Below are 15,781 nucleotides of genomic sequence, written 5' to 3'. Positions count from 1 at the left end.
TTTGAATGTCTATATATTATCTATCATTTGCAAGAATATTTCAATTGTTTTTTACTTTACTGCTTACATTTTTCCAATTATATGTTAAACTAATATTTAATGACAAACTATTATTTATGCACTGAAATTAATACAAAGGAGGCTTTATTTTGGCTGGTTTATATATAGATCCTAACCTTTATACCACAAGACCGGATACAGAGGGCAGGTTAGAGAAAGAGCTAAAGGTTTATGATATGCTGGAAGAACTTGATATTCCTTATATTCGCGTGGATCATGAGGTGACGGCTACGATTGAATCCTGTCTTGAAGTAGAGGTTATGTTGGAAATCGTAATCTGTAAAAACTTATTTTTATGCAACGCACAAAAAACTAACTTCTATTTACTGCTGATGCCGGGAAATAAAAAATTCCGTACTGCTGATTTAACCAGACAAATTAATACCTCCAGATTATCTTTTGCCGCTCCGGAATACATGGAAAAATTTCTTGATATTACTCCGGGTTCCGTCAGTGTGCTTGGACTAATGAATGATAAAGATAACCGGGTTCAATTATTAATAGACAGAGATATTTTAACACAGGAATCCGTTGGCTGCCATCCCTGTATTAATACTTCAAGCCTGAAGATTAAAATGACTGATTTATTGGATAAATTTCTTCCCTATGTTAACCATGTACCTATTATAGTGGATTTATAGCAGTTCCTGTATAAAATACAAACTTCACAGAAATCATCTTTTAGTTTCTGTGAAATGACGCCGCTTTTGCGCCGTGTATATTTTAATTTTAATAGTCATAATAAGCTAAGCAATCCGGTATAATGAAGAAAGTATTATATTTAAATTTTGGTTTTTGTGTCTTGATTATAGAATGAATAAATGCAGAATGAGAGGTCAGACATTATGAAAATATTAGTGGATGCAGATGCTTGCCCAGTAAAACAGATTATAGAAAAAGTAGCTAAGAAATATTTTATACCTGTTATCATGGTAATTGATACCAGTCATATACTGGAATCGGAATACAGTAAAATCATTCAGGTAAGTAAAGCCCCCGATGCGGTTGATATTGCTCTTATTAACCGAACGGAATCCGGGGATATTGTAGTTACACAGGATTACGGCGTAGCCTCCATGGCTTTGGGAAAACGTGCCTATGCAATTAATCAAAACGGAAAATATTATACAGAAGAAAATATAGACCTGCTTATGTATGAACGCCACCTCTCCAAAAAGTTAAGAAGAGCCGGAGGCCGCACCAGCTCTATGAAAAAACGTTCCAGAGAAGATGACGAGAAATTCGAAGCAGCATTTTCGTCCCTATGCCGGGAGTGGTATTCCTCTAATTCTGCTCCGGTTAACTAAAGAAGAGATACTATAATTTTTCTTTGTTATGATTCATTCAGTAAATAATTCCTGACTTATGATAAGTGTTGTTTATACTGCATCTTATAGCACAGCATCTAATAATTTCTGGCTGTAAGGATGTTTAGGATTATGGAATAAGCTTTCTGCAGATGCAGTTTCTACCAATTCCCCCCGATACATGACACAAACCCTGTCACACATCCTGTGGATTACATTTAAATCATGAGATATGAATAAATAGGTTAAATTATATTCCTTTTGGAGTTTCTTTAATAGTTCCAGTATTTGAGCCTGTACTGTAACATCCAGTGCAGATACAGGTTCATCCAGAACTATGAATTTGGAATTCTGGATCAAGGCTGCACCAATCGCCACCCTCTGGCGCTGCCCGCCGCTCAACTCTGAAAGATACCGGTCTGCATAACTCTCATCCAGGCCAACCTCCCTTAATATCTTTAATACCTTTTTTTTTCGTTCCTTTGAATTTTTGTCTTTGGCTAATCTTAAAGGTTCCTCCAATATCCAGCTTATTTTTTTAGCAGGATTTAAGCTGCCATAAGGATCCTGGAAGACCATCTGGGGTTTGGCTTCTTTTAAATTGATTTCTCCGGTTTTACTCTTTATTAGTCCGACCACTGCTTTTGCAAGGGTAGATTTCCCGCTTCCGCTTTCACCTACAATACCTAACACTTCACCTGAATTTATATAAAAAGAAACGTTCTTTACTACCTGTTTCTTTCTTTTCTTCTCAAATAACTTTTTGCCCTTTTCTTCGTAGAATACCGATAAATTCTGTACTTCCAGAATAGATCCTGATTGATCGGCATTTCGTTTTGACTGATTTATTTCATCTATATTATTTGCTTCTGAGCTGCTGTCCTCTGATCTCATAAGAAGTTCTGTTCTGGCGGCAATAAGATTTTTCGTGTATTCTTTTTCCGGATTCTTAAACAAGGCAGAAATCAGTCCTTCTTCAACGATCTCACCGTTTTGCATAACAATAGCCCTGTTACATATTTTCTGAATAACTCCTAAATCATGGGATATTAATAAAACAGAAACACCATACTCTTTACTTAAGGTTTGTATCAGAGATAAAATCTGTGCCTGAATGGTTACGTCCAAAGCTGTAGTTGGTTCATCAGCTATTAAAAGTTGGGGCTTTAATATCATAGCCATTGCAATCATCACTCTCTGGCGCATACCACCGGATAATTGATGGGGATATTTATAAAACAGAGTTTTTGCATCGGTAAGCCCCGCTTCTGTTAAAGCAGACAGGACTCTCTCTTTTCTTTGGTCTGCTTTTAACTCACTTTCATGAAGAATCAGCATTTCCTCTATCTGTGAACCAACGATCATAACAGGATTTAATGAGGTCATCGGTTCCTGAAAAATCATTGCTTCCTGTTTTCCCTTTAATTTTCTTAATTCCTCATTGTTAAGTTTTAATAAATCCGAACCGGCAAATACGATACTGCCGTTTAACACAGATGCCGATTTAGATAATAATCCCATAACTGCCAATGCTGTCATGGTTTTACCGGAGCCGGACTCCCCCACGATTCCAAGGATTTCACCCTCCTGTAATTTAAAAGAAACATTATTTACTACTTTATTAATATTACCTTTTTGATAAAATCCAATGGTAAGCTGATTAATATCCAATATGGAGTCTGCTTTTTTTTGATTCGTTTCCATCAACAAACCTCTCACATCCTTTCATTAATCAGGCTGAAGCCTAATACTGTCAAAACAATCATTAAACCGGGAGCCAATGCATACCAGGGAGCATTAAACAGGTAGGTCTGACCTTCGGATAACATTCTTCCAAGACTGGCATCCGGAGGCTGAACTCCCAATTGAAGATAACTCATTCCTGCTTCTGCCAAAACAGCATTATTAAAACCAATCGTAACAGAAGACAATAAAATGAGCTTTGTATTGGGTAAAATATGGACAAACATAATGCGAAAATCGCCTGCTCCCATTAATTTGGCATTCTTAACAAAATCCATCTGTTTTAAAGCAATATATTCACTTCTTACCACTCTGGCAAAACTGGGAATAAAGATGATCCCTAATGCAATGATTACATTGTATTTGCCCGGGCCAATAATACTTACAAACACCAAGGCTAACAGGATACTGGGAAAAGAAGTCAAGCCGTCATTAATACGCATGAGAATCTCGTCCAGAATACCTCCGTAATATCCGGTTAGGGCACCGATAAAAGTACCTGCCACAGCACCGATGACCACCGTAGAGATAGCAACAAAAAAGGTCGTTTTTGCACCGGACATAACCCGGCTTAATATATCCCGTCCGAAGTTATCCGTACCAAAAGGATGTGCCAGGTTAGGAGCTAGATTTTTAACGGCTCCGTCCATCTTATTGGGATCATAGGGAGTATAGAAAACACCCGCGATAACAAAGATAAGAACAATACTGATAATCACAATCCCTACTATGAAATTAAAGTCATACTTATATTTTCTTCTGTTCACCCAAGCTTCTCCTTATGTAGTTTCTTCTGCAAATCACTCATTTATTTTTATTCGGTTATTTGTAATTAAAGTCTGCTTACAGATCTGCCGATGCTTAAATCAGTATTTTAAAATTACAGGTCTACCCTTGGGTCAATCCATTGATATAAAACATCCACCATAAAATTAATGATAATGACAACTGCAGCTATATACAATACAATTGCCTGCACTACAGGGAAATCCCTGTTGGAAATGGCTGTAACCAACATCCTTCCTAAACCGGGTAATCCAAAAACCTGTTCAATAATTATACTGCCTGCCAGAACATCTGCAATAACCATAGCAATAAAAGTGATAACTGGAATAAAAGCATTTTTTAAGACATGCCGGTATAATATTACATTTTCCTGATTTCCTTTACTCCTTGCGGTCCTTACATAATCCATCTTAAGCTGTCTTATCAGAGAGCTTCTTAAGAACTTAACTACCATCGCAATCTTAGGTATGGCAATTGCAATAGCCGGATAGATCAAATATCTTATAAATTGACCGAAATTTTCTTTAAAACCCACATATTTACCCGGAGTATACCATTTTAATACCAGTCCAAATAATAATGTTATAATAATACCTAAGAAAAAAGGAGGAATTGCCATCGCCGTATGGGTTAATAAAGTGATAATACGATCCGGTAATCCCCCCTCTTTTTTGGCAGACTCTATTCCCAGTGGGATGGATAAGATTAAAATAAATACAATGGATAAAACAGCCAGCCAAATAGTAACCGGCATACGGTCCTTTATAAGATTGCTTACTGGCATATTAAACTGTAAGGATGTCCCAAAATCACCCTTAAGAGCATTACCTAACCAGCTTACATATCTCACAACGATGTTTTTATTAAGGCCCATTTCCTCCCGCAGCGCTTCAATGGCTTCTTTTGTTGCAGAGGTCCCAAGGGAAGCTACTGCGCTGTCCCCCGGAATGACCTGAAATGCAATAAAGGTGAAAAAAGAAACAAGGAGAAGAGTTAAGATTAATGCAGTAAATTTTCTGATTATATATTTCATCTGATAACTCCTCCTTAACTTTCACTTTTCTCTATTCCGCTTTAAAATAAACAGACGCCATATCCTGAACATAAACCGGATAGAAGGTGTATCCACCCAATTTCGGATTTACAGCCACCAGTAATGCGGGGTCTTGAATATATACAGCTGCCGCATCTTCACTTAACATGGTCTGCAGGCTCTTATAGTAATTAATTTTTTCTTTATCATCTAAGGAAGCGATTGCTTTACCTAAGATATCATCATATTGCGGGTTGCTGTAATTAACAAAATTATTTTCCGCCTTGGAATCATAACGTTCCAATACATCTCTTGCAGCCAGTTTTGCATCCAGTCCTATAATTGTGGATTCATAATTTCTGCCTACGTAGACGTCGCTTATCCAGCTGGCCCATTCAATCTGTTGAATATTAGCAGTTATTCCGACTTGTTTTAATTGTTCTACGATAACCTGAGCCGTATCAACATGGAATTTATAATTAGAGGGCACGGTTATGGTAAAGGTAAAACCGTCCGGATATCCGGCCTCCGTAAGTAAATCCTTGGCTTTCTGTATATCATAGGGATATTTATCTGCTAAATCTTCATAATACTTGACAAATCCCGGAAACATATTACTTCCGATAATTCTGCCTCTTCCTCCGGCTACCAGATCAAGGATTGCCTGCTTATCAATAGCATAATTTAATGCCTGTCTTACCTTTACGTTATTAAAAGGTTCTGCCTTATTGTTTAAAAATAGTCCCTGTACCAGATTCATATGTCCCTCTAATATGGTAAAGGTATCTTTTAACTGTTCTGCCAAAGTATCGGTAAGCTGTGGGAAGATATCAACCGAGCCTGCTAATAATTCCGTTACGGCAGAATCCGCATTGGGAATAATTTTAAAAGTAACTTTGTCTAAATATGGTTTTCCTGCTTGATAATAGTCTTCATTTTTTTCTACTACAAAACTTTCCATAGGTGTGTAGGATACAAATTTAAACGGACCGGTACCAATTGGCGCCGTGTCCTGTTTGTCATAGTCTTTCGGAATGATTGCACCGGTCAGATAACCGATTAATTCCGTATCGGCTTCTTTAAGATTCACTTCTACTGTTGTTTCATCCACCTTTTTTACGTCTGAAACGTTAGTAAGCGCCGATTCGACCACAACAGCAGAATCTGTTGTATCTAGCAAACCGGCGCATCTCTTTAATGAATATACGATGTCGTCAGCTGTTACCAGATTACCGTTATGAAATTTAACACCCTTGCGGAGTTTAAAGGTATAAACCTTACCATCCGTGGATATATCATAACTTTCTGCAACAGCCGGAACTAAATTTCCATCTTTATCAGGCTTTACAAGCCCTTCAAAAACATTGAATAAAACTTCTTTAGTTCCTGCCGCAACTGCTTTGTGTGGGTCAAGACTATCCAAATCCTGTGGAATTCCTACTACTACTGAGCCACCGTTAACCGGTTGCTCTGAAGACTGTTCATCAGCAGGAGCTTTCTCATCATCCGTACTTGTCTTACCGCCTCCACATCCGTAAAGTGCAATAGATAGTACCAGCATCATGAGCATGAATAAAGTGAAACGACTTCTCTTTATCATAATAACTCCTCCTTATGAAATTTTATAATTCATAATAAACTTAATTCTTAAAAATTTCAAGGGTGTAAATAAAATTTTTTATAAAAGAAACGCCAAAGGTTTTTCTCCTTTGACGTTTCTTTTGGTCCTATCTATACTCATAAGTTATGGTGGAACTCGTGAATATCCATTATTATCCTAATATTACTTCTACTCCATGTTCCTTACCATCACCAAACACAGGCACTATATTGTCGGAAACTTCTTTACCGTCCACGGTCATCTTAGCCACACCGGCAGATACATGGTTTGGATTTTTAATCGTAATCTTTAAAATATCTCCCCTGAAGTGTCTGGTTACCTGATATCCGTCCCAGGAAGCCGGTATCGCAGGATTTACCATCAGTCCGTCATATTCCGGTATAATACCTAATATAAACTGGGTAATAGCTACAAAGTTCCAGGAAGCCGTACCGGTCAGCCAGGAATTCTTAGCTTCTCCGAATCGCTTTGCATCTTTACCTGCTACCATCTGGGAATATACATACGGTTCCATTCTATGAATTTCACTGTACTCTTCCGTATAAGCCGGAGCAATTCTTGTATAATAATCAAATGCTTTATCACCCCGGCCAACAACTGCTTCCGCACACATAATCCACGCGTTATTATGACAGAAGATACCTGCATTTTCTTTATATCCGGCCGGATATGTGGAGATTTCACCATATTCTACATAATATTTCGTAAATGCCGGATTATTCAGAACCAAGCCATATTTTGTACCAAGTCTTTCCTCCACTGCATCCAAAGCTTTTATGGCTTTACCGTCTTTGATTCCGCAGCCGCCCATTACGCAGAAACCTTGTGATTCAATAAATATTTTACCTTCTTCACATTCGTTGCTGCCGATTTTTTTACCATAATCATCATAAGCTCTAAGGAACCACTCACCATCAAAGCCATGTTCCATAATGACATCTTTCATTTTGCTTACTTCTTTATTTGCTCTGTCAGCTTCTGCCTGATTACCGACCTTTTCCATCAGTTTTGCATATTCATTTCCGATATAAACAAACATACCTGCAATCATAACAGATTCAGCAACCCTGCCATCTTTGCTGGTTGTTGTCTGGAATGATTCACCCGGTTCCATGGAGAAACAGTTTAAGTTCAAACAGTCATTCCAGTCTGCTCTGCCGATTAACGGTAAGCCATGAGGACCTACATTATTAATTACATGGTCAAAAGATCTCTTAATATGGTCTGAGAGAGGTGCCGCTACGGATTCGTCATTGTCAAACGGAGTTTTCACATCAAGAATCGTATAATCACCGGTTTCCTTAATATAAGCCACAACTGCCAGAATCAGCCATAACGGGTCATCATTAAAGTTACCGCCGATTTCATCATTGCCTCTCTTAGTGAGCGGCTGGTATTGATGATAAGCACCGCCGTCTTCTAATTGAGTAGAGGCTAAATCTATAATTCTTTCCCTTGCACGGTCCGGAATCTGATGTAAGAAACCCAACAAATCCTGGTTGGAATCGCGGAAGCCCATACCTCTTCCGATACCGGATTCAAAATAAGATGCACTTCTGGACAAGTTGAAAGTAACCATACATTGATACTGGTTCCATATATTTACCATTCTGTTTAATTTATCATCTTTTGAAATAATGGTATATTTTGACAATAATCCATCCCAATATACAGCCAATTCTTCCAATGCTTGATCAACTGCGGCACTATGGGAAAATTTAGCTATCATATCTTCTGCTTTTTTCTTATTAATTACATTTTTGGATTCCCATTTTTCTTCTAACGGATTTTCCACATAACCTAATATAAATACTAACTCTTTTGTTTCACCGGGTTCTAAGGATAAAGCCAGACAATGGGATGCTATAGGTGACCATCCATCCGCAACCGAATTGTTCGGTTTACCGGAAGCTACCACCTGAGGATTTTCAAAGCCATTATAAGTTCCTATAAAACTCTCTCTGTCGGAATCAAAGCCTTCGATTGGCGCATTTACAGAAAAGAAAGCATAATGATCCCTGCGTTCTTTATATTCCGTTTTATGATAAATAACAGAACCTTTGATTTCCACTTCACCGGTATTAAAATTTCTCTGGAAATTTGTCTGATCATCCTGAGCATTCCACAAGCACCATTCAATAAAGGAGAATAATTTCACTTCTTTTTTCTTATTTCCCGTATTTTTAACTACTACTTTATGAACTTCACCATTATAGTTTAATGGTACAAAAAACGTTACTTCTGTTTCAATCTCATTTCTTTTGCCTGAAATTTTAGTATAACCCATACCATGACGGCACTCATAATGGTCTAATTCTTTCTTGGCAGGAGCCCATCCCGGTGACCAGAAATCACCGTTATCGTATAAATAGTAGTAACGACCGCCGCCTAAATCCAAAGGTACATTATTGTAACGGAAACGGGTAATTCTCCTTAATTTAGCATCTTTATAAAAGCTGTATCCTCCGGCCGTATTAGAAATTAATGAGAAAAACTCCTGTGAACCTAAATAATTAATCCAAGGGTAAGGAGTCGTTGGGGTAGTTATTACATATTCTTTTTTTGTGTCATCAAAAAAACCGTATTTCATTCTTATTCTCCTTTTCTGCAGATATTTTTTATTATAACATCTGTTGCTTTACTAAAACTTTCGCATTGAAAACAGAATCTAAAATTTTAGTTCTATGTAATTTTATATACTCTGGATTCATACGTTGTGCTTTTTACTGAAAATCTGTATTTCATTGATAAAATCAGTACTCTCTCGTCGTAATTATATACTAAAAGCCATGTTATTTCAACTAGCATTATAAACAAAGTTTAAATGTATAATTTTATGATCTCTATCTTTTTACGAAAGTTTTCGTGATTTTATATTATTTTATATTAATATAGGATATTTGTAAATAAACATATTCGTCATCATATTCCTTTATTTCCTATATTTCTGTTTTTTCTTCCATTTATCGATTACAGCGGGAATTCTAATGATATTCTAATTGACTTTATTATATACATCTGATACCATTTTTATGTGATTTATAAAGATAAGATAATTCGTCATTTAACGACACCCAATAGAAAAGGGATAATGAAATTATTCTATTCTTTATAAAATAGGATTCTAGTATAAAAAGACCGCTTATGTGAGATCTTTTTAGCCTAATCCTACTATACAAATATAAAGAGAGGTTAAAATGGGAGCTATGAATAACAATCCAAACAACGGCAACGAATTCGATGCCAATCCAATTACATCAAATAATGAGGAATCCGCTGATAATAATCCTATGGATTCTGTTTCTCAAAGTAATGACATTGAAACTGAAACAATTACTTTTGAAGAAGCACCTTATGAACAAAGTTATGAAACAACAGAAGTCCCTTCCAAAAAGAAACCAAATCCAAAATTTATTGCAGGAATTCTTATTCTGATTGTGCTTTTAGCCGGTTCGGTTACGGCCTATGCGAACCGCAATACCCTAGCCAATACTATTGCATTAATGACAAAAAGTCCTGTTGAATATTATTCTTCCATAGAAAAGAAAAATATTAATAAAGGCATTGATACTTTTACTGAATCCTATGATAAATATCTAACACTGTATAATGACCAGAAAACGAAAGGTGTTGGCCAGGATACCAGTGTAAAATTAACTGTGAATCCTCAATTCACCGGTATGATTGGACTTAATGACTTTAAATCACTGGAAGCAAAAATCACTTCCATGACTAAAGGCGATAATTCAAAGTCGACAATCGGGTTTTCTTATAATGAGCAAGCCTTAGTTACCTTAAACGCCTTGATTAATTCTAAAACAGGTGAATTATTCGCAAGTGTACCTGAATTAAGCAGTGCTTACCTATTATTTTCATTAAATGATCTTATGTCCTATTCCGGTGAAATGGCTGACGGAGGTAACTACACTGATTATGTTAATGATATGGAGGCTCTTTTAAACAACGATTCCCTGTCTCCGGATACACTGAATTCCTTATTAAAGAAATATTCTGCTTTACTCATAGATCATATTGATAATATGAAGCTTGAGAAAAATGTCAAGATAACTGCTTCCAAATCAAATGCTACATATAATAAGCTGACAGCCGAATTGAATGAGGAAGATATCTTTAATATTACGACAGCTATTTTAAATGAAGCCAAAAAAGATGATTCATTAAAAAGATTATTTGCAACATTAAATATCTGTAAAGAAGATGAATATGCAAAACTGATTGAAGATTCTCTTGCCAGATTAGATAAAGAAGCTAAAACTGCTTCTTCGGACCCGGTTTTATTCAATGTATATGTAGACAAAACGGGAAGAATTATGGGTCGTGAGTTTACAACTTCCGGAAAGGACAAAACTTCCGGCGGCGGATATACTGTAGTCTCAGATGGTTCAAAATTAAGTTATACGATCTGGTTAAAAGATAATGGTTCAGATTTATTTGATTTTTCTGTAGACGGCACCAATTCCTCCTCTGGTTTTACCGGAGACGGCGTTCTTAAATTCTCCGGTTACAGCGCCGAATACAGTGATTATACGAATTATTCATTTAATATAACTGCAGAAAATGCTAAGCTAATTAACGGCAAAGGTATAAACGGTAAATATACCATAAGCTCAGATCTTTTTATGGGAGCAGAAATTGTGCTTGATTGCAATGCGAATGATAAACAGCAGAATATGAAATTACAGGTAATGTATGGTAATATGGAAGCTGGTGCCCTTGATATAACCAGCAAAGAAAGTGCTTATGAAGACTTTACATTCCCTGGTTCCTCTGATCAGGTTATTGATAATGATATTTATTCCTATATGGGTACGGCTGATTTTGAAGGATTTATGACCCATGTACAAGATGTAACCGGACTTGATATAAACAGTTTATTACAATCTTATTTATACGGTTCCTATTAATCGTTAAAATAAACAGATAATTAACAACCTTATGGTGCAGGACATCGTTATTATCGTCTGCTTTCGTGTTAATAAGCCAGATGATGAGAAACTTTGAACTGCACCATTTCTGTTACTGTTCACAGGTAACAAACGGGACGTATTTTTGTGAGTGTAGGGAAAGCGAACGTCACAGAAAACCGGAGAATTGCAGCGTAGGAACGCTGCCTCCTCGTTTTGTGTGCATTGCGAAGTCTGTTATTGTTCGCGGAACTGCTGCTTTTTGCAGGGGAGTGAAAAGTAACCCATTTTTTTATGAATATTTTAGAAATAATTTCTTTTTTTTGCTGTATGATTATGATAAACTTATTTTAGTATAAATCTATATGTTAATCGGTTATGTTATCATATTCTATTCTGTATATTGAAAAGAGGTAATCTTTATGATAGAGAAAAGTAAATTAGAAAATACCGTACTGGATAATTCTGCGGAAATATATAAACCAAGGACTGAACAGACAGAAAAACAGAAATTAAGTGAAATGACATTTAAGGAAAAAGTTACTTATTTTAATAATTATTACAGATTTAAAGTAATCGTAATTATCCTAGCTGTTGCCGGGATTGGTTATATGGCATACAGTATTTTATCTCCTAAGCCTGAAACTGTTTTATACGCCGCGGTAGTCAATTCTGCAATGGATGATGAAACAGCGGCCGCCGTTCAAAGTGATTTTGCCGAAAAACTGGGAATTGATCCAAAAACCCAGGAAATCCTTATTGACAGCTCTTTTCAATTAGGAAGTGAGGGTAATGTTTCAGAACTCTCAATGGCTTCCCAGCAAAAATTAGTCACTTATATTGCTGCAGCACAGATTGATGTAATCATCGCACCGGAATCTGTATTTGCAAATTATGCGCGAATGGGAAACTTCAGTAAATTATCAGATGAGCTGCCAACCGATTTAATTACCGCATTAACCGATTCATTCTATTATTCCGAAACGGAAGAAGATAAAACCTCCAGTCCTTATGGTATTTATTTGGATGGAGCTAAAATCTATGATAATGCAGGTAACCTTGTTGACAGACCGGTATTAGGAGTTGTCGTAAATTCTAAATATAAACAAAACGCCGGTGAATTCGTTCGATATCTTTTTGATATAAATAAATAATCAGTAAATATATAATTAATTGAACTGAATCACTTAAATAATAACTTATACAACTCATAATTAATATAAATAATTATTTATTTAAAAAACCACGTAAAAGCCATATCCTGCTTACGTGGTTTTTTCTAAATTGCGCTTGTCTCACATCCTGAGATTAAACTATATTACTTTGCTTCAATATAACCCTGAGCTTTTAATAATTCCGCTATAAGAACAGCTCCACCCGCCGCACCACGGACGGTATTATGGGATAATCCTACAAACTTATAATCAAATACGGTATCTTCACGTAATCTGCCAAAAGAAACTCCCATGCCATTTTCATAATCTCTGTCAAACTTAGCCTGAGGACGGTTATCTTCTTCCAGATACTGAATAAACTGTTTTGGTGCACTAGGTAAATTCAGTTCCTGCGGTAAACCTTTGAATTCACTCCATGCTTTTAAAATCTCTTCTTTTGTTGGTTTCTTTTCAAAACTTACAAACACTGCTGCGGTATGTCCGTCTGTAACCGGAACACGAATACATTGCGTTGTAATAAGAGGGGAAGAAGCCTTTACAATCTGGCCGTTTTCTACCTTACCCCAGATTCTTAACGGTTCCTGTTCACTCTTTTCCTCTTCACCGCCGATATAAGGTATAACATTGTCAATCATTTCAGGCCAGTCCTTGAAGTTCTTGCCTGCACCGGATATAGCCTGGTAAGTAGTTGCCACAACCACTTTAGGTCCAAATTCTCTTAAGGCATGTAAGGCCGGTGTATAACTTTGTATGGAACAGTTTGGTTTTACCACTATAAAACCTCTGCTGGTACCCAAACGCTTCTTTTGATCTTTAATAACTTCCAAGTGTTCCGGGTTTAATTCCGGCACAACCATAGGAACATCCGGAGTCCATCTATGAGCACTATTATTGGATACTACTGGTGTTTCTGTCTTAGCATAAGCCTCTTCGATTGCTTTAATTTCATCTTTTGTCATATCAACAGCACTAAAAACGAAGTCTACTTCACTGCTTACTGCCCCTACTTCATTTACGTTTTTAACAATCATCTTTTTAACGGCTTCCGGCATTGGGGTTGACATTTTCCATCTGTCACCTACAGCTTCTTCATATGTTTTGCCCGCACTTCTCGGACTGGCAGCTATTGCAACAACCTCAAACCAAGGATGATTTTCTAATAAAGAAATAAAACGTTGACCTACCATTCCGGTACCACCTAAGATACCAACTCTTAATTTGCTCATGTTAACCCTCCCGATATTCATTACTTCATATTAGCAAACGACATTTTATACCCTATTGTATTTGTATGGCGTACATTTGTCTTTGTAGTAAATATATTACTATTTTCATTCATAAAAATCAACTATTTTCTATTAAATATTCATTTTTTGTGAATAGTGATGAATAAAGATACTGCAATCTCTATCTCGTTGTTTATTTTTCATTTCTTATAAAGCGCATTTTGCCTGCTAATTTTTTAGGGACTGGACCAATCTGTTCGTCATCAAAATCCATTTTGATTCTCATGGCATGACTTAATTTGGAAGCACACTCCGGACATAATCTACCGGATCGAATATCAACTCTGCACATTTCACATTTAATAAATATAGGTGAGTTCTCTGGAATTTCCAATCTTCCCTCTCTTAGATATTGGTTGATTCTTTCTAAACTGATTCCGGTATTTTCGGATACCTCCAAAGCAGGAGCTGTTCCATGATCATAGATATAATTTTTTACTTTCAAAAAATCTTCTTCATCCGCCTTGCGGCACATAGGGCAATAATAATGCCCGTACCCTAGATAGGTAAACATTCTCTTGCATCGCACGCAGATCTTGGTTTCACCAAGGTTTCCGTCTTCCTTAAATTTTGCAGCAATAATTTTCCGGGATTCTCTCATAGGTGGGCCTCCTTTTCTTAAAAAAACAGTGTTTACCTATATTCTATTATATCTGTTTTTAATGAATAGTCAATGAAGCCGTTAGTACCACGTTTTTCCATAATCTTATTCGAAAGCTGCTTCCGCCTGTATTAATGATACTGCCCTTATACGTAATTCGTTTTATTACTCCTATGATTTATATCTTTTATATCTCCTTAATTGATTTCAGGTATTGATTTAATAATTCTTCCAATTGGGTATAGTCTTCTATTTCATTTACATGCTGCCTTAACTTTGCTGCCAGGGGATAACCTGTAGTATACCAGGCTACATGTTTTCGCATTTCCCTTATACCAATATATTCCCCTTTATATTGAATGGATAATCTGGCATGGCGTAACATCATATCTACTGCTTCAAAAACGTTTGGTTTATCCAGTTTCTTACCTGTAGAAAGAAATTCCTTTACTTGTGCAAATAACCAGGGATTTCCTCTGACACCTCTTGCAAGCATGATACCGTCACATCCGGTTTCCTCTATCAGCCGTTTTGCATCTTCCGGTTTAAAGATATCTCCGTTGCCGATAACCGGTATCCGTACTGCCTCTTTTACTGCCCTTATTATGTTCCAGTCGGCCTTTCCGCTATAATACTGCTCCCTGGTACGCCCGTGGACTGCTATAGCTGCTGCCCCGTTTGCCTCTGCTATTTTCGCAATTTCTACTGCATTAGCAGTGGATTCTGTGAATCCTTTTCTGATTTTAACTGTCAGGGGTTTATGAATTGCCGAGGATATTGCATGTACGATTTCGCCCACTAATTTGGGTTCTTTCATTAATGCAGATCCCTCACCGTTATTAACAACCTTGGGAACGGGGCAGCCCATATTAATATCCAGAATATCAAAATTCCTGTGTTCGATTCGTTTCGCCGTTTCGCTCATAATATAAGGGTCTGCACCAAATAACTGCAGGGAGACAGGCCGTTCCATTTCCTCCACCGTAAGCAGACTTTCTGTATTTTTATTATTATATTGTATTCCTTTCGCGCTTACCATCTCGGTATAAATCAGGTCGGCTCCTTGTCCTTTGCACAAGATTCGAAATGGCAGGTCTGTTACACCTGCCATGGGACCTAAAACTAAATTACCGTTTATCTTAACATTACCAATGTTTAAATCCATTTAAAGTACTCCCTAAATATTATTTCTCTTACAAATCAACATATGCAGCGTTAATCGTATTGCATTTATCGGATATCAT

The 15,781-nt window shown here is 36.8% G+C and carries 12 protein-coding genes; 4 read left to right on the top strand and 8 right to left on the bottom strand.

The genetic code is table 11. From position 1 onward, the window contains the following. Positions 1-149: 149 nt before the first annotated feature. Both RBU59_RS18200 and RBU59_RS18195 read left to right on the top strand, forming a co-directional pair. A complete protein-coding gene (locus RBU59_RS18200; RefSeq protein ID WP_308143908.1) occupies positions 150-701 on the top strand; it encodes a prolyl-tRNA synthetase associated domain-containing protein in 552 nt (183 codons plus the stop codon). A 204-nt stretch (positions 702-905) separates the two neighbouring features. Then, on the top strand, positions 906-1,367 hold the full coding sequence (locus RBU59_RS18195) for a YaiI/YqxD family protein (protein WP_308143907.1): 462 nt from the start codon (positions 906-908) through the stop codon (positions 1,365-1,367). A gap of 84 nt (positions 1,368-1,451) precedes the next feature. Here RBU59_RS18195 and RBU59_RS18190 read toward each other — a convergent pair whose 3' ends face one another. From RBU59_RS18190 to RBU59_RS18170, 5 genes are all read right to left on the bottom strand, one after another. Then, positions 1,452-3,071, bottom strand: coding sequence for a dipeptide ABC transporter ATP-binding protein (locus tag RBU59_RS18190; RefSeq protein WP_308143906.1), 1,620 nt, complete (start codon positions 3,069-3,071; stop codon positions 1,452-1,454). A gap of 11 nt (positions 3,072-3,082) precedes the next feature. Continuing rightward, complete coding sequence (locus RBU59_RS18185) at positions 3,083-3,877, bottom strand: ABC transporter permease (RefSeq protein ID WP_308143905.1); 795 nt, start codon at positions 3,875-3,877, stop codon at positions 3,083-3,085. Positions 3,878-3,990: 113 nt separating this feature from the next. Next, the gene (locus tag RBU59_RS18180) at positions 3,991-4,929 is read right to left on the bottom strand and encodes an ABC transporter permease (protein ID WP_308143904.1); all 939 of its coding nucleotides are present in this window, start codon (positions 4,927-4,929) and stop codon (positions 3,991-3,993) included. A 31-nt stretch (positions 4,930-4,960) separates the two neighbouring features. After that, positions 4,961-6,529: an ABC transporter substrate-binding protein gene (locus tag RBU59_RS18175; RefSeq protein ID WP_308143903.1), complete on the bottom strand. Its 1,569-nt coding sequence runs from the start codon at positions 6,527-6,529 to the stop codon at positions 4,961-4,963. A 172-nt stretch (positions 6,530-6,701) separates the two neighbouring features. Next, positions 6,702-9,140, bottom strand: coding sequence for a GH36-type glycosyl hydrolase domain-containing protein (locus RBU59_RS18170; protein ID WP_308143902.1), 2,439 nt, complete (start codon positions 9,138-9,140; stop codon positions 6,702-6,704). A gap of 607 nt (positions 9,141-9,747) precedes the next feature. Here RBU59_RS18170 and RBU59_RS18165 point away from each other — a divergent pair. Both RBU59_RS18165 and RBU59_RS18160 read left to right on the top strand, forming a co-directional pair. Further along, complete coding sequence (locus RBU59_RS18165) at positions 9,748-11,475, top strand: hypothetical protein (protein ID WP_308143901.1); 1,728 nt, start codon at positions 9,748-9,750, stop codon at positions 11,473-11,475. Positions 11,476-11,897: 422 nt separating this feature from the next. Continuing rightward, positions 11,898-12,629, top strand: coding sequence for a hypothetical protein (locus RBU59_RS18160; protein ID WP_308143900.1), 732 nt, complete (start codon positions 11,898-11,900; stop codon positions 12,627-12,629). Between the two features lie 164 nt (positions 12,630-12,793). Here the strand turns inward: RBU59_RS18160 and asd are convergent, their stop codons facing one another. The 3 genes from asd to dusB all read right to left on the bottom strand — a co-directional run bounded on the left by asd (position 12,794) and on the right by dusB (position 15,702). Beyond that, positions 12,794-13,876: an aspartate-semialdehyde dehydrogenase gene (gene asd / locus RBU59_RS18155; RefSeq protein WP_308143899.1), complete on the bottom strand. Its 1,083-nt coding sequence runs from the start codon at positions 13,874-13,876 to the stop codon at positions 12,794-12,796. Between the two features lie 193 nt (positions 13,877-14,069). Beyond that, the gene (locus RBU59_RS18150; protein ID WP_308143898.1) at positions 14,070-14,537 is read right to left on the bottom strand and encodes a hypothetical protein; all 468 of its coding nucleotides are present in this window, start codon (positions 14,535-14,537) and stop codon (positions 14,070-14,072) included. Between the two features lie 187 nt (positions 14,538-14,724). Next, positions 14,725-15,702 (bottom strand): tRNA dihydrouridine synthase DusB, encoded by a 978-nt coding sequence (dusB, locus tag RBU59_RS18145; protein ID WP_308143897.1) that lies wholly within the window; start codon positions 15,700-15,702, stop codon positions 14,725-14,727. Positions 15,703-15,781 lie beyond the last annotated feature (79 nt).

Source organism: Anaerocolumna sp. MB42-C2, from assembly GCF_030913705.1.
Lineage (GTDB): Bacteria > Bacillota > Clostridia > Lachnospirales > Lachnospiraceae > Anaerocolumna.
The sequence above is the reverse complement of the archived record's forward strand: the minus strand, read 5'-3'. Positions and strand labels throughout refer to the sequence as shown.

Excerpts from the sequence above, each read along its gene's own strand:
- RBU59_RS18195 (WP_308143907.1), top strand. The coding sequence starts at position 906 with ATGAAAATATTAGTGGATGCAGATGCTTGCCCAGTAAAACAGATTATA.
- RBU59_RS18190 (WP_308143906.1), bottom strand. The coding sequence starts at position 3,071 with ATGGAAACGAATCAAAAAAAAGCAGACTCCATATTGGATATTAATCAG.
- RBU59_RS18180 (WP_308143904.1), bottom strand. The coding sequence starts at position 4,929 with ATGAAATATATAATCAGAAAATTTACTGCATTAATCTTAACTCTTCTC.
- RBU59_RS18175 (WP_308143903.1), bottom strand. The coding sequence starts at position 6,529 with ATGATAAAGAGAAGTCGTTTCACTTTATTCATGCTCATGATGCTGGTA.
- RBU59_RS18170 (WP_308143902.1), bottom strand. The coding sequence starts at position 9,140 with ATGAAATACGGTTTTTTTGATGACACAAAAAAAGAATATGTAATAACT.
- RBU59_RS18165 (WP_308143901.1), top strand. The coding sequence starts at position 9,748 with ATGGGAGCTATGAATAACAATCCAAACAACGGCAACGAATTCGATGCC.
- RBU59_RS18160 (WP_308143900.1), top strand. The coding sequence starts at position 11,898 with ATGATAGAGAAAAGTAAATTAGAAAATACCGTACTGGATAATTCTGCG.
- asd (WP_308143899.1), bottom strand. The coding sequence starts at position 13,876 with ATGAGCAAATTAAGAGTTGGTATCTTAGGTGGTACCGGAATGGTAGGT.
- RBU59_RS18150 (WP_308143898.1), bottom strand. The coding sequence starts at position 14,537 with ATGAGAGAATCCCGGAAAATTATTGCTGCAAAATTTAAGGAAGACGGA.
- dusB (WP_308143897.1), bottom strand. The coding sequence starts at position 15,702 with ATGGATTTAAACATTGGTAATGTTAAGATAAACGGTAATTTAGTTTTA.